This is a genomic window from Ramlibacter aurantiacus, assembly GCF_016722895.1.
GTDB lineage: Bacteria > Pseudomonadota > Gammaproteobacteria > Burkholderiales > Burkholderiaceae_C > Ramlibacter > Ramlibacter aurantiacus.
On sequence record NZ_JAEQNA010000005.1, the window covers coordinates 301,037 to 319,046 of the forward strand.

Sequence of the window (18,010 nt, forward strand, 5' to 3'; positions counted from 1 at the left end):
GCATTCGTGAAGCTCAGGGACGCGGATCCGCGCTGCGCTCCGCCGCGTCGGCGATGCGGATCTCCACCGGCTTGGTGCCACGGCCCAACAGGCCGAGCTTCTGGGCAGCGGCGCGACTGAGATCGATGACGCGGCGGCCGCTGAACGGTCCCCGGTCGTTGATGCGCACGGTCACCGTGCGGCCGTTGACCAGGCTGCGCACTTCCACCAGCGTGCCGAACGGCAGCCAGGGGTGCGCAGCCGTCAAATCGTGCATGTCGAAGGGCTCGCCGCTGGCCGTGCGCTTGCCCTGGAATGCCGCGCCGTACCACGAGGCGAGGCCCTGCCCGAGCTGGCGCAGGCCGGTCCTGACGCCCTTGGGCGTGGCCGGAGCGGCCGTGGAATGGGGCGGGTCGGCCACCGGCAGCTCCTGCGCTGCGGCCATGGCGCAACCCGCCAGGGCCCCACACAGCAGCAGCGCGGCGACGCCGCGCATCAGCCGGCCCCCAGCTGGCTGCACACGGCGAGGGTGGCCTGGGCCTGGTTCATCGTGTAGAAGTGCAGGCCCGGCGCACCGCCCCGGCGCAGCTGCTCGCACAGCGCCGAGACCACCTCGATCCCGAAGGACCTGATGGACGCGGTGTCGTCGCCGAAACTTTGCAGCCGCAGCCGAATCCAGCGCGGGATCTCGGCGCCGCAGCTGTCCGAAAACCGCATGAGCTGGGTCGAACTCGTGATGGGCATGATCCCCGGCACGATGGGCGCCTGCACGCCCAACCGACGCAACTCATCCACGTAGCGGAAGTACGCGTCCGCATTGAAGAAGTACTGCGTGATGCCGGCATCCGCGCCGGCCTCCATCTTGGCGACGAAGGCCTCGATGTCCGCGCGCGGCGAGCGTGCCTGCGGATGCATCTCGGGATACGCCGCCACCTCGATCTGGAAATGCCGCCCGGTCTCGGCGCGGATGAAGGCGACCAGCTCGCTGGCATAGCGGAACTCGCCGCCGATGCCGTAGCCGCTGGGCAGGTCGCCGCGCAAGGCCACGATGCGCCGCACGCCGGCTTGCCGGTAGGCGGCCAGCCGCTCACGGATGCTGTCGCGGCTTTGCCCGATGCACGACAGGTGCGGCGCGGCCGCCACCTCCTCGGCCATGATCTCGGTCACCGCCTGCAGCGTGCCGTCCTGCGTGGAGCCGCCGGCGCCGAACGTGACCGAGCAGAACTCGGGCCGCAGCGCATAGAGCTGCTGCCGCGCCTGGCGCAGCTTGGCCGCGCCTTCGGGCGTCTTGGGCGGAAAGAACTCGAGGCTGATGGGAAGCAAGCTCTTCTCCTCAGGAGCCCTTGCGGGCATGGATGAAAAATTCACGGTTGCCGTCGCCGCCAGCGATCGGGCTATCGTGCCAGCCCATCACCTGCAAGCCAAGCCCGGCACACGCATCGCGCAGGCGCTGCTCCACCACCGGGTACAGGGTCGCGTCGCGCACGATGCCGCCCTTGCCCAGCTGGCCGGGCTGCAACTCGAACTGCGGCTTGGCCAGCAGCAGCAGGTCGCCATCGGCGGCCAGCCACGGCACCAGCGCCGGCAGCACCAGGGTCAGCGAGATGAACGACAGGTCACCCACCACCCGCTCGAAAGGCCGCGCCTCGTCGCCGAGCCGAGCGGCATCGAGCTCACGCGCGTTGACCCGTTCGATGCACACCACCCGCGGGTCCGCACGCAGATCCGGATGCAATTGACCATGTCCGACGTCCACCCCCACCACCCGCGCGGCGCCGTGCCGCAGCAGGCAGTCGGTGAAGCCGCCGGTGGACTGGCCCACATCGAGGCAGCGCCGGCCGGCCGGATCGATGCCACTGGCCCGCAACGCCGCCTGCAGCTTGAGGCCGCCGCGCGACACGTAGCGGGTTTCGGCATCGTCGACCAGTTCGATGGCGGCATCCACCGGCAGCTCGTCGCCGTTCTTGCCGACGGCACGCCAGTCACCGGCGGCACGCCAGCGCACGCCGGCCGCGATCAGCCGCTGCGCCTGTGAACGGGACGCCGCAAGGCCGCGTTCGACGAGGAGCTGGTCGGCCCGCATGTCCGCATCAGTAGCGGTAGGTGTCCGGCTTGTAGGGGCCCTGCTTGGGCACGCCCAGGTAGCCGGCCTGCTCGTCGGACAGCTCGGTCAGCATGGCGCCCAGCTTCTTGAGCTGCAGCCGCGCCACCTTCTCGTCGAGGTGCTTGGGCAGGGTGTAGACCTTGCCCACGTCGTAGCTGTCGGCGTGCGCGAACAGCTCGATCTGCGCGATGGTCTGGTTGGCGAAGCTCGACGACATCACGTAGCTGGGATGGCCGGTGCCGCAGCCCAGGTTCACCAGGCGGCCCTTGGCCAGCAGGATGATGCGCTTGCCGTCCGGGAAGATCACGTGGTCGACCTGGGGCTTGATCTCTTCCCACTCGTACCTCTCGATCGCGGCGACGTCGATCTCGTTGTCGAAGTGGCCGATGTTGCAGACGATGGCCTGGTCCTTCATGCGGGCCATGTGGTCATGCGTGATCACGTCCTTGTTGCCGGTGGCGGTCACGAAGATGTCGGCCTTGTCGGCGGCGTAGTCCATCGTCACCACGCGATAGCCTTCCATCGCGGCCTGCAGCGCGCAGATGGGATCGACCTCGGTCACCCACACCTGCGCCGACAGTGCGCGCAGGGCCTGGGCGCTGCCCTTGCCCACGTCGCCGTAGCCGGCCACCAGCGCCACCTTGCCGGCGATCATCACGTCGGTCGCCCGCTTAATGCCATCGACCAGCGACTCGCGGCAGCCGTATAGGTTGTCGAACTTGCTCTTGGTGACCGAGTCGTTCACGTTGATGGCGCGGAACATCAGCTCGCCGCGCGAGGACATCTGCTTGAGGCGGTTGACGCCGGTGGTGGTCTCCTCGGTCACGCCGATGATCTGGGCGCTCTTGCGGCTGTACCAGGTGGGGTCTTCGGCCAGCTTCTTGCGAATGGAAGCGAACAGGATGCGCTCTTCTTCGCTGTGGCCGTTGCCGGCGACCAGGGATGCGTCCTTCTCGGCGCGCTTGCCCAGGTGCATCAGCAGCGTGGCGTCGCCGCCGTCGTCCAGGATCATGTTCGGGCCTTCGCCGTCGGCGCCCTTGGGGCCGAAGTCGAAGATGCGGTGGGTGTAGTCCCAGTAGTCGGCCAGCGACTCGCCCTTGATCGCGAACACCGGGGTGCCGCTGGCGGCGATGGCGGCGGCGGCATGGTCCTGGGTCGAGAAGATGTTGCACGAGGCCCAGCGCACCTGGGCGCCCAGCGCCTGCAGCGTCTCGATCAGAACGGCCGTCTGGATGGTCATGTGCAGCGAGCCCGTGATGCGCGCGCCCTTGAGCGGCTGGCTCTTGGCGAACTCGTCGCGGATCGCCATGAGGCCGGGCATCTCGGTCTCGGCGATGCGGATTTCCTTGCGGCCCCAGTCGGCGAGGTTCAGGTCGGCGATGGCGCAATCGCCCGTCGCGGCGGGCTTGAGGACAGCGTTCATGGATGCTCCAGAAACAGGTTGTTTGGTTCAACCACTGCTGCTCTGGGGGCTCACCACACAGGAACAGTGGGTGAGCGTCGTTGCGGATGGAATCCGAGCCTCGCACTGATGAGTGCTGCAACGCTCCTCGGATGGACGCGGATTATAGGGAACGCGCCCACCGCCGCGTTTGGGTGCGATACAAAGGCCCATGGCCGAAACCACCCTCTTCGAACGCCCCATCGAACCCATGCTCGCCAAGATCGCCGAGCAATTGCCCGAGGGCGAAGGCGTGGTCTACGAGCCCAAATGGGACGGCTTTCGCGCCATCGTCTTCCGCGGCAACGACGGCGTGCGGCTGCAGAGCCGTGACCTCAAGCCCTTGAACCGCTACTTCCCCGAGCTCGAGAAAGTGCTGGAAGAGCAGCTGCCCAGGGGCTGCATCCTCGACGGCGAGATCGTGGTGGCCGGGCCGAACGGGCTCGACTTCGACGCGCTGCAACAGCGGGTGCATCCCGCCGCCTCGCGCGTGGCCAGGCTGGCCCGCGAAACACCGGCGGCTTTCGTCGCCTTCGACCTGCTGGCCGCCGGCGGCCGCAGCACCATGGAGCTGCCGCAGCGCGAGCGCCGCGTGCGGCTGGAGCGGCTGCTGGGCCAGGCCAGGCCGCCGCTTCACCTCACGCCCATCACCACGGACGCGGCGCAGGCGCGCGACTGGCTGCAGCGCTTCGAGGGCGCCGGCCTCGACGGCGTGATCGCCAAGCCCGCGGATGCGTCCTACCAGCCCGCCAAGCGCACCATGTTCAAGATCAAGCACGCGCGCAGCGCCGACTGCGTGGTGGCGGGCTTCCGCTTCTACAAGGAGACCCGCGACGCGGTCGGCTCGCTGCTGCTGGGCCTGCATGACGAGGCCGGCCAGCTGCAGCACGTGGGCATCACGTCGTCGTTCACCATGGACAAGCGCCGCCAGCTGCTGGAAGAGCTTGCGCCGCTGCGGGAGGACGCCATGCAGGATCACCCGTGGCGCGACTGGGCCGAAGCCAGCGCGGGCGATGCCGACCGCATGCCCGGCGCCAAGAGCCGCTGGAGCGGCGGCAAGGACCTCGGCTGGGAGCCGCTGCGGCCCGAGCGCGTGTGCGAAGTGAAGTACGACCACCTGCAGGGCAAGCGCTTCCGCCACGCCACCACCTTCCTGCGCTGGCGCCCCGACAAACCGCCGGCCGACTGCCGCTACGACCAGCTCGAGGTGACCACGCCCCTCGAGCTGGCGCAGGTGTTCAAGGCTTAGGCTTCCTGCGCACCGACGGCGGTGCCCGGGGCGGCTCGCCCTCCTGCTTGCGGTAGTGCGGCGGCCAGGGTGCATCGCCCTGACCCGCCGCTTCGTGCCGCGCCGACAACTCCAGCAGCGGCGCCAGCGAGCACACCGCCTCGTCGATGCCGTCGTGCAGGTCGCCTCGCTCAGCGAAGCGCGCCGGCATGGTTCGCAGGGTGAAGTCGGCCGGGTCGCAGTCGGCCAGCTCGTCCCAACCCACGGGCGCCGACACCCGCGCGTCCGGCCGCGGCCGCACCGAGTAGGCCGAGGCCACCGTGCGGTCCTTGGCGTTCTGGTTGTAGTCGAGAAACACCCCGTGCCGCTCCTCCTTCCACCAGGCGCTGGTGGCCAGCTTCGGTGCGCGCCGCTCCACTTCACGCGCCAGCGCCAGCGCCGCGCGCCGCACCTCGTCGAAGCCCCAGCGCCGCTCGATGCGGGCGATCACGTGCACCCCGCGCGAGCCCGAGGTCTTGGGCCAGCCGATGATCCGCAGCTCGTCCAGCAACTCGCGCACCACCGCGGCCACCTGCACGATCTGCGGCCACTCCACGCCCGGGGTCGGATCCAGGTCGATGCGCAACTCGTCGGGGTGGTCCAGGTCGTCCAGCCGCACCGGATGCGGGTGCAGCTCGATGCAGTTGAGGTTGGCCATCCAGGCCAGCGTGGCCGCGTTGCAGGGCACCACCTCCTCGGCCGTGCGGCCCGACGGGAAGCGCAGCGTGGTGGCACAGACCCACTCGGGCCGGTTCGCCGGCGCCCGCTTCTGGTAGAACGACCCGCCCTCCAGCCCCTCGGGGTATCGCTTCATCACGCAGGGCCGGTTGCCGGCGCCGCGCAAGGCGCCATCGGCCACGGCCAGGTAGTAATTGACGAGGTCGAGCTTGGTGACACCCGCCGCCGGGAACATGAGCTTGCCGGGGCTGGTGATGCGTACCTCGTGGTCACCCGCCCGCACGGTCACGGCGTCGGCGGGGCGGGAGGAGGCGGCCATGCCGCGAGACTACTGGAGGACGCCGGCGCTGGGGGCTGAAATCCGCGGGTCCGCGGCAGGGGCGACGATGGTCTGCCGCGGCAGGTCCACCCACCCCCGGCAACCGGCGATCTCACCGATGAGTGGAAGCTCCGCGCGCAGCTCGAACTGCAGTCGGCCTTCACCACCGCGTTCCCGCGCGACAAGGCGAGGCCACAGCCATGTCGGCCATGGCAGCCCCCACACCCGGATCGAGTCAAGCACCATCACCAGGTCGCCCAGCTCCTCGCGGAGCGCGAAGACGAGTCGGATCGGCCCCAGTGTCTCGGCTACGCCTCGCGCATGCGGACGCAGGCTGGAGCGCAGGCGGCCGCGCGGAAACTGCCGGGTCCAGACCTGCTCGTCGCGTGAGTGGCGCAGATGGACGCGCAACGGCCCGCCGCGGGTCGGGATCCGCAGCCCATGGGCCAGCAGCGCACGCAGCAGGCCGCTCGGCGCTTCGACGCGCCCGATCAGATCGATGCTGCCGTGCAGTTCGTGGAAGGCCCGCACGCTCGGATGGAGCTTTCGCCAGCCGCCCGCCATCGCCTGCTCGAACAGCTCGGGCAGCGCAGCGACACCGGCTTCGATGGACAGCCCCCGCGCCTGCGCCAGGATCTCGGCACTGGACAGCTCGCCCAGGCAGGGGCGAGCCCCTGGCGCCAGGACCTGGGCCGCTGCCAGCCGCGCCACGAGGGCTGCGGCAGCCAGCGTGGGCACCGACGGACCGTGGCCCTCGCGTGCGACCAGCATCCACTCCCGCACCACGGGGCGCTGCCGGTGGTCATGGCCCTCGACCCGTACATGCATCGCTCCCGCGTCGCTGCCCCAGGGCAGGAGCCATTCGGACATGCGCTTCAGCGCCGGTGCGTACCGGTCCCAGCCGGCCACCCAGCCGCGCCGCACCAGCCAGCCCATCACATTCATGGCGCGGTGCAGCAGTGGCAGTTCCAGCCCGGCACCGAAGCGCACCTGCGGCCGGCCGGGGTAACGCCCGGGCAGCAGGGCCAGGTCGGGCACGTCGCAGGGCGACAGCAGGCGCGTGCCCACGGGGGCGGGGTAGGCCTGGCGCCAGTGCCCGCACCAGCCGTACACGCCGGCCTGTCCGGCCACCGCCAGCGGGCGGCCGCAGTAACCCAGGACGGCCCGCAACGTGGACAGGCCGCGCTGCGTGCGGTTGCCGGGGCTGATGCCGACGTCGATGCGATCGATCTCACGCAGCCCTTGCGCCAGTTCGTCGGCCACCGCGGACGACAGCGCCGGCACCGAGCTGGCCCCGGAGATCACCGCTACGCCGGCGAGGCGCGCGGCCGCGTCCAGCACGCCGATCCCGGTGACGAAATCGCGCCCGTCCGCGAGATCGATGTAGTGCGCGCCGGCGGCGATGCAGGCCTGCGCCACCCGATAGTCCTGCCCCTGGAACGGCCCGACCGTGTGGACCACGACATCGGGCCTGGCATCGGCCAGCCGGCACGCCAGGTCGGGCGCGTCGATGTCGAGCGTCAGCGCAGCGAGCGAACCGGCCGCCCGCGCCCCCAGCTCGGCGACCAGCGCCGTGCCGCGTTCGGCCGAGCGGCCGGCAACGACCACCTCCAGCCCGGGCTGGAGGATGAGCCGTTCCACCAGCAGGCGACCGAAGAACCCATGCCCGCCCAGCGCCATGACCCGAATTGTTTTCATCGGCGGCAGTGTATGCAACCAAAGGCCTCACGACGCCCTGCGGCGCTTCGCACGTCCCTCGTGCAAACGACACCCGCTTCCCCGCAGCGGGTCCGACACAGCGGGTGAAGCAACCTGCAGTTCCAAGCTTTCCGACCCCCGCCTGGTCGCGGGCAGACCTTGAAACCGCTGAACCCGGTCTGACAACCCTGGGTGGTACAGGGCGCTGCCGCTTTCGGTCGGCAGCACGGCGTTCTGCGCCGGACGCGGCCTTCTCAAGGATGAGTTAGGTGCCGGCAAGACAGACCTTCCGCGCGCACGCCTCCGTAGACGCAATACGTAAGACTGAAGTATGTACGTGACAAACTAGCTTTGGTTTAAGCCGGTCGCGTACCGTCGCGCGCATGGACGCGACCGGCTACAGCTACCAAGAGAATCAGCCGCTTCTAGGCCGGGGAGGCAGAAGCCTCGGCCGCGATCAAGTCAACGACCTCACGAATGAGCTGCAGGCACTGAGACGCCGTTGGGAACAGCGGCTCACCCGCGAAGACTTCAAGGCCCTCGGCGAAAGTTATCTCAGCGGTCGCCTTTCCCTTGTTTGTCACTTTGAGGTCGGTGCCGCTGGCGAAGCTAGCCAGGGCGATCCGAGAGCCGGTGGGGACTTCAACAGTCGCGCTCCTCATTCCGTGCTTGCCTTGAGCATCGACCGCGTCCAGCCCGGTGACCTTGACATAGGGGATGCTCGGAACAATCAGGTTGTGCTTGTCGATGTTGTCGAGCTGGCGGACCTCCCATACACGGAAGTCCCCTCCACGGTACGGCTTCACTGTTTCCGTCAGCAGGCGCTGAATCCATGGAACGGCTTCGACTATGCGTCGGTTCGTGTTGGGGGGCTTTCCGGGCCTTGGGGCCATGAAGGATTGGTGGAGCGCCTCCCGCGTTTCGTGGGATGGGAAGGTTACTCGCGCCGTCGCCTTGCCAGCAGCGCGCATCAGCCCGCTCATGACGTAATCCAGAGCCGCGCTGAGGTTGTGAAAGCCGTCCCCCACGGACAGGATCAGCGGTGCATAGACGGGATTGACCTCAAAGGTGATGAACTGATTTCCAGTCTCCGGATCACGATCTACCCTGAGTTCGTGGAAGTCGGATTCAAGGTACCTCTGCCACCACGCTTGCGCTTGTCGAAAGTGCTGGTCGGCCCACTGGACTTTTAGTCTGGCTTGCGTGAAAGCGTCAGCGAGAATCGCTTGATCCAAGGACTCAGACATGACGAAGGTTCCCCCCAGCAAGCCGAACAAGGATGCGCCATCGCCTCAGTTTGATGACGTGCTCAAGCGCATGCTGTCATCGCCGCCGAAGCAGCACAAGGGTAAGAAACCAGACGAGGCTAAGAAGGCACCACACAAGTAAGGCGGGGGCTGGGGGCATGCTTTACTGCACCGCAGCAACATAGGGTTCGTGTGCCTTGCTCTGTCTACTGCCTTGTGGAAGGATGGGGCAGAGAGACAAGTCAGGTATGGCAGCAAGAACCTACAAGAAGCCGGGAAAACCTCCTACAGGTCACACATGCAAGTGCCGAGCGGACATCAACGACAACATCCCGCAGAATGCTCATAAGGAGCCTAGGTACGCATTCGGGGAAGCGTCAGCGATGACTTGCGACGAGGCGATCAGGGCAGCAAAAAAGGATGCGGCCCACAATTTGGGCGCACAGGCGAAACACACAGCTTGCAAGTGCAATCCAGAGTGCTGAGAGGAACCAACGATGCGCGACGTAAATGGCAAACCGCTAATTGATGGAGCGTCAGTTCGGCTGATCCGGGCTCCTGCGGAATTGCTGCGCGGTCTCCCTCTGGAAGACCAAGAGGCAATCAGGTGGGCAACGAACGAAGTCGCCATGCGCCTCGTTGGAGCCGATGACTACGGCAATGTCGAACTGGAGTTCAAAGACCCCAGCGGAACTCGCCACTGGATATTCGTGCAGCCAACGTGCGTTGCTGCCACCTAAGAGCCGGCCCGGAGTTTGCAAAAGCCCGCCTATGGCGGGTTTTTGTTTTTTAGTAGACGCTCCAACAGGCTCTCAAACGTTGGCTTGGGTGGGCTGCCCACCAATCCGCCGATAGGTCAGGCGCTTGCCTGCGATGGCCTTGAGCGCTGCTTGCTGGCGGTCCACGTCGCTCCAGCCCTGCGACAGTCGGGTGTTCCAGCGGAAATCGAACTCATGGCAGTAGCGCTGGAGGTGCTTCTCGCTCACAGCGTGGAAGGTGCCGATCAGGCCGCGCTTGAGCAGCGAGAAGGACGCCTCAACGGTGTTCGTGGTCACGTCGCCGCGCGCGTATTCGCCCTGGCCGTGGCTGACCGTTTCGTGTGAGGCGAAGCCCTTCGCGGCCGGGATGTACCACTTGGCCTCATCGGTCATCAGACGAGCTGCCGGATGGACTTGAGCCTTGAGGACAGCGCCCAGCGTGGCACCGTTGACTTTTGCGACGTGGAAGGAGCGCTTCTGGCCGTCGCGCTCGACCAGGGACACGACCATCATCTTGTGACGGAAGCCCCCACGGACGGGCATCTTCTCGCCCTCGTCGTTCGTGGCCGTGCCCCAGAACGTTTCGTCGGCTTCCACGATGCCAGATGAGCCGGGACCGCCTAGCAGGGTCGCGTTGTCGCCGGTCATGGCCTCGCGAATGCGATGGCACATGAACCATGCCGTCTTGTAGGTCACGCCCAGCATGCGCTCAACCTGCTTGGCGCTGATGCCCTTCTTGCTGGCGCACATCAGATGCACGGCTTGGAGCCAGAGGTTCAGTGGCACCTTGGAACGCTCAAAGACGGTGCCCACGGTGACGGTGAACTGCTCATAGCAGTCGGCGCACTTGTAGAGGCCAGGGCGGTACTGCTTGCCCTTGAGAACGAGGTGCTTGCCGAGCGATCCGCAATGCGGGCAGACCGGGCCGTGCGGCCAGCGCAGAGCCTCAAGGTACTCGCGGGCCTTGTCTACGTCTTGGAACTGCGGCTGGTTGAGGATCGCTTCGGCCATGGTCGTTCTCCAGTAGGAGAACTATGCGCCTCGCACATAGGGTTTGTCAAGTACATACTTGCGACGTAAGAACTATCGTCTGCAACAAACGACTATATTTCGGTGCGCCGATGCCGCATGCCCCGGACCTTTGGGGGCCAGATCAGCAGCCCACAGCAGCGAGGCACCCCCAGAAGGCGCAATCACCCCCGCCATACAGAACCTATCGATCCCGGCCCATGGACTCACCCACCTACAACGAGCCCCCGCTAGTCCGGGTCTGCCTTGGTCATGCCGGCCTCGTGGCCATTCTCGGCATGTTGCTGCCTGGGGGAGAGTCCTTGGGATGGCTCCACGCAATCGTCTGGCCAGCCGCCGAATTGATTCCGAATGCGGTCCGAATGACGGCGCTAGCGCCGGACCCGATATTCGCTCAAACATTGATCGGGATCTCGCTCTGGATCGCAATCTTCATCTTGGCTTTTCATGTCACGGTCATGAGAACCTGGGGGTATCACACCAAGGCTTTTCGACGTCAAAGCTATCGGCTATTGGCGATGGGATACGTCTGGTCCATTGCAGCGCTATTCATTGCCGTCTTCTGGTGGCTACCCTACCTGACATCCATCGGCACAGGGCGCACCCATTTTCTGGTCAGGCTTGCAACGTCCAACTCGTTCGGGGTAGCAACGGCCATGAATCAATTGCTTATCAGCATGCCTCTGTTTTGCTTACTACTCGTGTGGTTCATCCACACGTGCACGACGACTCACCACACGCAACACCGCTCGAAACGGATTGAATAAGTTCGCCGAACGGTCGCCAGCAGCAAGCCTACGAGTAGCACGGTGGGTCTTCGGCCCCCACGCGAACGATGCCAGCGTGGCCAACGCAACGTCTGGATCGCCCGCTTGCCGGATGGCCGGTCGAAAGTAATTCCGCCGCTGAAACCCTGCTTAACCGATCTATTTATCGATGAGCTCGCCTACCTATAAAGAACCCCCACTTGGGCGGGTCTACCTGGGTCACTCCATCGTCGTGGCGCTTCTCGGGGGATTACTACCTACCGGGGATTCACTTAGCTGGCTTCATTCAATTGTCTGGCCAGCGGCCCAACTAATACCGAATGCAGTGCTACTGACTGAGCGAGCACCGGACCCTATCTTTGCCCAGACACTGATAGGAATCTCGCTCTGGATCGCGATTGGCATCCTTGCCTTTCATGTTGCGGTCATGCGAAAGTGGGGGTATCACACAAAAACCTTTAGCCGCCCGAGCCATAAATTCTTTGCGCTGTGCTGCTGGTGGGCAATCGTATCGCTGCTTCTCTCGATTGCATGGTTCCTGCCACTAGTCGAACCAATCAGCCAAGGGCGCGCCTACTACCTCATCCGGTCTGCAACGTCCGGCCCGTTCGGCGTGGCAACTGCAATGAATCAACTGCTGGTGAGTATGCCGTTGTTTCTTGTATTGCTTTTGTGGTTGGGCCATGCATGCACAACCATTCGTTATTTAACACAATCCAATTGAAGGGAGTGACATGACTACAGAGAAGACCGGGCCTCATCAAACCTTTGAGCAGTCAGCCGAGCTGTCGGACAACTTGGCCGAATGGTCCGCCAGTTTCGGCATCGGCGCGTTCGAGGCCATAGAGGATGGCACTCGTAGTGCCGCCGAACAATTAGCGATCATTCGATCTAAATACCAATCCGCCATTTCTTCTGCGATTGCCTTCAGAAACGCGGCCGCCGCATCCTCGGACGTAATCGGTGAGGGTATATGGCGCCAAGCTGCGGACCGGATGGCTCAAACCGCGTTCGAATTGGCGGACGAGTCCCGATCGGTGGCTACGCGACTTACTGCGTTTCAGGTCGTTGTGAATGAGGGTTTACCGCGGGCCGCCGCTCGGTTCGCAGGTCCGACGTTCGACATCTACGCCATCGGAAAAGCGATCGCCGACGGCGACGGCGACAAGGCGGGCGAGGCCGTGCTGTCCATTGCACTCGGGGCCGGGATGGGCGCTGTTGTTGTCGCAGTTTCGCCGTTCCTTGGCTTGAGCGTGGTCCTCACTGTCATCGCGGGGGGCGCTGGCGCCTTGCTTGCCGGAGCCGCCGCCCCATACATCCACCCCCACACCACCAAACCCGTCTTCGACTGGCTGGGCTCCTACCTCCCCGACGGCCTCTGGAGTTCCCTCGAATCCGCCACCTTCGGTGCCGGCGCAGCCCGTCTCGACCCCTACGCGGCGGTCCACACCTCCATGCTCCTGCACCGCATCGACAACAGCATCCAGCTGGCCGATCTGGGCAGCCTGTTCGACCGCGCCGGTTCGGCTCGCGACGGCCGCGAAACCGTCGCACTCCTCAACGCCCTCGGCCGCGTCTTCGCCCCCGACACACCGGCCCTGGCCAACGACGCCACCGACCCGCAACTCATCGCCTACGCCGGTCGCATCGCAGCCATCACCGACCGCATGCCCGGTGGCATTCGCCTCTTGCAGAACCCACCCACAGCCGCCGACGCCCGCAACGACTTCGGCGCCCTGCTATCCCTGCAGCTGGGCCTACCCCTCTCCATTCGCCTCACCGATCCGTCCGCCACGTCCCCCGCCGCCTTGCAGCTCTACACCCTGCACCGCACCGACTACGAACGCTGGCTGTCCGACCGCAACGCGCTGGCGCAAGGCAAGCCTGCCGAATCCCTGCACTTCAGCGACGCCTACCTGCAGGCCCGCGCCGAGTTCGCCCATGCACTCGGTCGAGCCGCCACCGAAGAAGTCGCATCACTCGACGGCACCCGCACCGTCCGCAACCTGCGCACCGCCAGCAACCTCGCCTTCGACGACCGCGCCAGCGCACAACAGGTGCAGGTCCTGGGCACCACGCCGATGGCTCCGGCATCGCGCACGGTCTTCGGAACCCTGGGGAACGACAGCCAGCTGACCGGAAGAGAAGCGGCCGATCGACTGTTCGGACGCGACGGCAATGACGCCCTCAGCGGACTGGGCGGCGACGACTGGCTCGAAGGCGGCGCAGACAACGACACCCTCGACGGTGGCCTCGGCAACGACACCTTGCTCGGAGGGCTCGGCCACGACAGCTACCACTTCAACGGTGCCTGGGGCCGCGACACCTTGAGCGACGCTGATGGCCTGGGGCAGCTCTTCTTCGACAGCGCCAGCCTGGGGCTACTCGAACCGACGGGCCAGCGCAACGTCTGGATCGCCCGCTTGCCGCTGGACCGGTCGGTCACGCTCACCCTGCAAAGTGATTCGCGCTCGTCCACCGGTTCGCGCCTGCTGGTGGCTCGTGGCGCCAACCTGATCACCATCGACCACTTCGATGTGCAGCGCGCGCGTAGCGAAGAGGGCTACCTGGGAATCCAGCTGCCTGCGGGTCAGCAACTGCACCTGGTCCCCGGGACCGCTGGCGCAAACCCCTTTCGCACGCAGCCAGGGCTGCAACCGGACACCTCGGCCGAGTCTGTCCTGCCGGCAGGAGGCGGCCGGCACTTCACCGTGTACCTCCGCGTACCTGCCCAGGAGGGCGATCACCTGGTGCTCGATGTCGGTCCCCTGGCCGCCCAGCTGCAGCTGGTCATGGACGAACTCGAGGCACCGGCCCAGGGCGCCCGCATCGGGCTGCATGCGGGACAAACGGAGGTGGTGTTCGCGCTGGTGTCCTCGAGTGCCCTTGAAGCGGAAGCGCTGGGCAGCATGCGCGTGCAGTATGTCCCCGATGCTGGTGCCCATGGCGGGACATCCGGGGCAGCGGGAACACCGGGCGACGCCCCCATCAGCAATGCCGTCACGCTGGTGCTGCAGGAAGCCGGCCGCGCCGAGGCGGTGCTCCAGGGCGATTTCCTGGCCGTCACCACCGTCCATCAAGGCGATCCGCTGACACGCAGCGGCCATGGCGGCGGACGGACTGTCACAGTGGCGACGAATCAGCCCCGCTTCGTGATTGGCCCAGACGGCAATCTGATCGCCGGCGGCGACACGCTGGTCACCGACAACGTGCTCTTCGGCGGCGCCGATTCGGACACCCTTGACGGCGGGCTGGGCATGGACCTGCTCGCGGGCGGCGGCGGCGACGATCACCTCAGCGGGGGCGAGGGCGATGACCTGATCGCGGGGGGCTCCGGCAGCGACACGATTCTTGGCGGCGCCGGCAACGACTACATCGCCAGCGCAGGCAACGTGCGATCCAGTTCGCAGCAGTTCGGACCGGCCGACCGTGATTGGTCCGCCTGGGGGCGACCTGCCGGATCCGAAGTGGTGGTGGCGGGGCCTACCTGGGGCGTGTACGGTCTGCCGTCCGGCCCCGAGGGGGGACAGGGCGCGAGCTTCTGGCAATCGATCAGCGAAGTGGTTCGCGACACCCGGCAACAGGACGTCATCGATGCGGGTGCTGGCGATGACCACGTCATCGCCAGCTGGGGAAACGACCGGGTCCAGGGCGGCGATGGCGACGATGAGATCACCGGCCTGGCAGGCAGTGACGTGCTCGAAGGTGGCCCGGGCGACGACCGCCTCGAAGGTGATGGCGCCGGCCAATCGGGCCTGCTCAACTCGGCCCCGGTGGAGCTCCATGGAGACGACTTTCTCGATGGTGGCGAAGGCCGGGACCGCCTCGTGGGCCACGGCGGTGACGACGCCCTGTATGGCGGTTCCGGCGACGACCGCCTGGACGGCGATTCCGACCTGTCTTCCAATGACCCGGACTTCGTCCCCTTGGCCTATCACGGCCGGGACTATCTGGACGGAGGCACTGGGGCCGATGAGCTACTGGGAGGCGCTGGCGACGACGTGATGCGGGGCGGCGAAGGAGACGATGTGCTGATCGGTGACCTGCTTCTTTCAGATCTCGCCGGGTCCGCCCTGACCGATCCGGCCGCGTGGGGGAACGACGAGATGGACGGCGGCGACGGAAACGACTTCCTGGAGGGCGGGGGCGGCGCCGACTGGTTGTCGGGGGGCGCTGGCGACGATTTCCTGCGAGGAGATGTCACGGCCTCGGAGCTGAGCGCGCAGGCCGTGAACAGCCCGGTGCTCTGGGGCGACGACGTCCTCGACGGGGGCGACGGCAACGATGAGTTGGTCGGCGGCGGCGGAGCCGATGCGCTATGGGGTGGCGCGGGCAACGACTGGCTGTGGGGCGACGAACCGGACGATTCCCTGCCCACTTCCCTGCAGGGACCGGACTTCCTGGACGGCGGCGCCGGGAACGACGTGCTACGCGGCGGCGGTGGTGATGATCTGATGCTCGGCGGCGACGGTAACGACTGGCTGTATGGTGAAGCCGGCGACGACGTGCTGGAAGGCGGCCAAGGCAATGATCGCCTGTTCGGCGGCGACGGCGACGACCTCCTGGATGGCGGCGGTGGTGTCGATGTCCTGGTCGGCGGCGCCGGGGACGACACCTATCGCATCGATGCCGGCGCACGCGGTGGTCTGACTCGCATCATCGACACCGAAGGGCACAACCGCCTGGTGCTTCCGTTCACGCCGGACGCTATTGCTGTTGGAGCGGCCGGTGAGTTCGGATGGATGCCGCTTCCGTCCGACATCGCCCCCGCAAGCCTGGAGCTGCACACGCTCGATGGGCGGCACCATCTGCTGATTGACGGGGGCCTGCGCGGCGACAGCATCACCGAGGTCGAAATGGCCGATGGCACGCGCTTGAACCTGCATCAATGGCTGGGTCGGGTGATGGACCACCCGATCCAGCTGGGTCATGGCGCGAACGCGGTGACCCTGGGCGGACGGGGGGACGACTGGATCGAAGCCACGACGACCGGCAGCGAGATCGCTGGCGCAAGAGGTGACGACGTCCTGAGCCTGTCCGTCGACGAGGTCAAGATCTGGTTCGAGCCCGGTGATGGTCTCGATTCCGTCAGGGACGATGACGGCAAGCGCGCCATCGTCGTCCTGGGCGAAGGCATCAGCCGGGAGGATGTCCGCCTCCAGCCCGGCCCGGCCGGAACCGACCGCCTGCTGCTCGTACTTGGGAGCCCCGTCGACGACAGGTCGGAAGGCCTGCTCCTCCCATACAGCACCCGGTACCAGACGGGCCAGGACGCATTGATCGCGGAGCTGCGCTTCAGAGATGGCAGCCGCATCGCTTGGGAACAACTGGTGGCCACCGCTTTTCCGGTGCAAAGGCCGCTCGGCGTGGTGCTGACCGGCGGGGACGGGGCCGATTCGCTCGATGGCACGCCGGGTGACGACCAACTGGACGGTGGACGAGGCGCCGACCGGATGGCCGGCATGGACGGTGACGATGTCTACCGCGTCGACCACGCGCGTGACCGCATCGTCGAGATGCTGGACGGGGGATGGGACCGCGTCGAAAGCGCCGTGAGCTACACCTTGCCCCAGCACGTGGAAGAACTCACCGCGCCGGGCACGGCCAACCTGCGCCTCACGGGCAACGCGCTGGACAACGTACTGACCGGCAATCCCGGTGCCAACAGACTCGATGGCGCGGCAGGTGCCGACCGCATGGATGGCGGCGCCGGCAATGACGTCTACGAGGTCGATGATGCGGGCGATGTGGTGGTCGAACGGCTCGACGAAGGCACCGACACCGTGCGGGCGAGCGTGAGCCACACCCTGGCCGAGCACGTCGAGCGCCTGACGCTCATGGGCGATCAGGCGCTCGACGGCACGGGTAACGATCTGGCCAACCTGCTGGCGGGCAACAACGCTGCCAACACCTTGCATGGGCTGGGCGGCAAGGACAAGCTGCGAGGACTGGGCGGTGATGACACGCTGTGGGGCGGCGCAGGCGACGACCGGCTGGACGGGGGAGCCGGCGCCGATGCCATGGCCGGTGGCCCGGGGAACGACAGCTACTACGTCGATGACGCCGGTGACACCGTCTCCGAAGCCGGCGGCGATGGGTTGGACACGGTGTATGCCAGCGTCGATTTCACGCTGCCCGCCGAGGTCGAGCGACTGCGAGCATGGAACACCAGCGCCGGCCTCACCCTGGGCGGGAATGAGCTGGACAACGTCTTGACCGGCGGCGGCGGCGACGATTCGCTCCTGGGCGGCGCCGGCAACGACTCGCTCAACGGCGGAAGCGGCAACGACACGCTCGACGGTGGCGCGGGCGCCGACAAGCTCAACGGTGGCCTGGGCGCAGACACGTACCACTTCGGACGGGGCTCAGGTACCGACGTGGTGAGGGACCACGACGACACGCCGGGTGTCATCGACACGATCCAGTTGGACGCCGACGTGTTGAGCGACCAGCTCTGGTTTCGTCAAAGAGGCAACCACCTGGAACTCTCCATCCTGGGCACCGAAGACAAGATGACCGTCGCCAACTGGTACCTCGACGGGTCGTACCGAGTGGAAGTGATTCGCGCCGGTGATGGCAACGCGCTCTTCGAATCCCAGGTACAGAACCTTGTGCAGGCCATGGCGTCCTTCGCGCCCCCACCGCCGGGGCAGGCGACGTTCACGCCGCTTCAGCAGGCCGCGCTCGCGCCTTTGCTGGCAGCCAACTGGCAGTAGCCCGGCA

At 66.5% G+C, this 18,010-nt stretch carries 12 protein-coding genes, 1 pseudogene and 1 riboswitch; of the genes and pseudogenes, 4 read left to right on the forward strand and 9 right to left on the reverse strand.

Going from position 1 to position 18,010, the window contains the following annotated elements; translation table 11 throughout:
• Positions 1 to 13: 13 nt before the first annotated feature.
• Genes JI739_RS15270 through ahcY form a run of 4 tightly spaced genes read right to left on the reverse strand, consistent with a single transcriptional unit; the run spans position 14 to position 3,506 of the window.
• The gene (locus tag JI739_RS15270; RefSeq protein ID WP_201684785.1) at positions 14 to 475 is read right to left on the reverse strand and encodes a septal ring lytic transglycosylase RlpA family protein; all 462 of its coding nucleotides are present in this window, start codon (positions 473 to 475) and stop codon (positions 14 to 16) included.
• A complete protein-coding gene (gene metF, locus JI739_RS15275; protein WP_201684856.1) occupies positions 475 to 1,332 on the reverse strand; it encodes a methylenetetrahydrofolate reductase [NAD(P)H] in 858 nt (285 codons plus the stop codon). Before metF ends, JI739_RS15270 begins: the two co-directional genes overlap by 1 nt.
• Positions 1,313 to 2,062 (reverse strand): TlyA family RNA methyltransferase, encoded by a 750-nt coding sequence (locus JI739_RS15280; protein WP_201684786.1) that lies wholly within the window; start codon positions 2,060 to 2,062, stop codon positions 1,313 to 1,315. Before JI739_RS15280 ends, metF begins: the two co-directional genes overlap by 20 nt.
• 7 nt (positions 2,063 to 2,069) lie before the next feature.
• Positions 2,070 to 3,506, reverse strand: coding sequence for an adenosylhomocysteinase (gene ahcY, locus JI739_RS15285; RefSeq protein ID WP_201684787.1), 1,437 nt, complete (start codon positions 3,504 to 3,506; stop codon positions 2,070 to 2,072).
• Between the two features lie 65 nt (positions 3,507 to 3,571).
• A riboswitch (S-adenosyl-L-homocysteine riboswitch) is annotated at positions 3,572 to 3,641 on the reverse strand.
• 55 nt (positions 3,642 to 3,696) lie between these two features.
• Between ahcY and JI739_RS15290 the strand changes: the two genes are divergently transcribed.
• The gene (locus tag JI739_RS15290; RefSeq protein WP_201684788.1) at positions 3,697 to 4,773 is read left to right on the forward strand and encodes an ATP-dependent DNA ligase; all 1,077 of its coding nucleotides are present in this window, start codon (positions 3,697 to 3,699) and stop codon (positions 4,771 to 4,773) included.
• Here JI739_RS15290 and ligD read toward each other — a convergent pair.
• The 5 genes and pseudogenes from ligD to JI739_RS15315 form a co-directional block, all read right to left on the reverse strand.
• Positions 4,763 to 5,788, reverse strand: a complete 1,026-nt coding sequence (gene ligD, locus JI739_RS15295; RefSeq protein WP_201684789.1) for a non-homologous end-joining DNA ligase — start codon at positions 5,786 to 5,788, stop codon at positions 4,763 to 4,765. The genes JI739_RS15290 and ligD overlap by 11 nt on opposite strands.
• Positions 5,789 to 5,797: 9 nt before the next feature.
• The gene (locus JI739_RS24500; RefSeq protein ID WP_236589748.1) at positions 5,798 to 6,352 is read right to left on the reverse strand and encodes a DUF4166 domain-containing protein; all 555 of its coding nucleotides are present in this window, start codon (positions 6,350 to 6,352) and stop codon (positions 5,798 to 5,800) included.
• Positions 6,353 to 6,394: 42 nt separating this feature from the next.
• Positions 6,395 to 7,486 (reverse strand): annotated as a pseudogene (locus tag JI739_RS24505) (saccharopine dehydrogenase family protein); the annotation flags it as partial.
• Positions 7,487 to 7,911: 425 nt separating this feature from the next.
• Positions 7,912 to 8,763, reverse strand: a complete 852-nt coding sequence (locus tag JI739_RS15305; RefSeq protein ID WP_236589669.1) for a hypothetical protein — start codon at positions 8,761 to 8,763, stop codon at positions 7,912 to 7,914.
• A 782-nt stretch (positions 8,764 to 9,545) separates the two neighbouring features.
• Positions 9,546 to 10,502 carry an IS1595 family transposase gene (locus JI739_RS15315; protein ID WP_201684793.1) on the reverse strand — a complete coding sequence of 319 codons (957 nt, stop codon included), beginning with the start codon at positions 10,500 to 10,502 and terminating at the stop codon, positions 9,546 to 9,548.
• Between the two features lie 218 nt (positions 10,503 to 10,720).
• Between JI739_RS15315 and JI739_RS15320 the strand changes: the two genes are divergently transcribed.
• From JI739_RS15320 to JI739_RS24510, 3 genes are all read left to right on the forward strand, one after another.
• On the forward strand, positions 10,721 to 11,287 hold the full coding sequence (locus JI739_RS15320) for a hypothetical protein (protein ID WP_201684794.1): 567 nt from the start codon (positions 10,721 to 10,723) through the stop codon (positions 11,285 to 11,287).
• Positions 11,288 to 11,456: 169 nt separating this feature from the next.
• Positions 11,457 to 12,011: a hypothetical protein gene (locus JI739_RS15325; RefSeq protein WP_201684795.1), complete on the forward strand. Its 555-nt coding sequence runs from the start codon at positions 11,457 to 11,459 to the stop codon at positions 12,009 to 12,011.
• Between the two features lie 10 nt (positions 12,012 to 12,021).
• Positions 12,022 to 18,003: a calcium-binding protein gene (locus tag JI739_RS24510; RefSeq protein WP_236589670.1), complete on the forward strand. Its 5,982-nt coding sequence runs from the start codon at positions 12,022 to 12,024 to the stop codon at positions 18,001 to 18,003.
• The last annotated feature ends 7 nt before the right edge of the window (positions 18,004 to 18,010 follow it).

What these genes read in the sequence shown, in the direction of transcription:
- JI739_RS15270 (WP_201684785.1), bottom strand. Translation starts at nt 475, where the DNA reads ATGCGCGGCGTCGCCGCGCTGCTGCTGTGTGGGGCCCTGGCGGGTTGC.
- metF (WP_201684856.1), bottom strand. Translation starts at nt 1,332, where the DNA reads ATGCCCGCAAGGGCTCCTGAGGAGAAGAGCTTGCTTCCCATCAGCCTC.
- JI739_RS15280 (WP_201684786.1), bottom strand. Translation starts at nt 2,062, where the DNA reads ATGCGGGCCGACCAGCTCCTCGTCGAACGCGGCCTTGCGGCGTCCCGT.
- ahcY (WP_201684787.1), bottom strand. Translation starts at nt 3,506, where the DNA reads ATGAACGCTGTCCTCAAGCCCGCCGCGACGGGCGATTGCGCCATCGCC.
- JI739_RS15290 (WP_201684788.1), top strand. Translation starts at nt 3,697, where the DNA reads ATGGCCGAAACCACCCTCTTCGAACGCCCCATCGAACCCATGCTCGCC.
- ligD (WP_201684789.1), bottom strand. Translation starts at nt 5,788, where the DNA reads ATGGCCGCCTCCTCCCGCCCCGCCGACGCCGTGACCGTGCGGGCGGGT.
- JI739_RS24500 (WP_236589748.1), bottom strand. Translation starts at nt 6,352, where the DNA reads ATGGCGGGCGGCTGGCGAAAGCTCCATCCGAGCGTGCGGGCCTTCCAC.
- JI739_RS15315 (WP_201684793.1), bottom strand. Translation starts at nt 10,502, where the DNA reads ATGGCCGAAGCGATCCTCAACCAGCCGCAGTTCCAAGACGTAGACAAG.
- JI739_RS15320 (WP_201684794.1), top strand. Translation starts at nt 10,721, where the DNA reads ATGGACTCACCCACCTACAACGAGCCCCCGCTAGTCCGGGTCTGCCTT.
- JI739_RS15325 (WP_201684795.1), top strand. Translation starts at nt 11,457, where the DNA reads ATGAGCTCGCCTACCTATAAAGAACCCCCACTTGGGCGGGTCTACCTG.
- JI739_RS24510 (WP_236589670.1), top strand. Translation starts at nt 12,022, where the DNA reads ATGACTACAGAGAAGACCGGGCCTCATCAAACCTTTGAGCAGTCAGCC.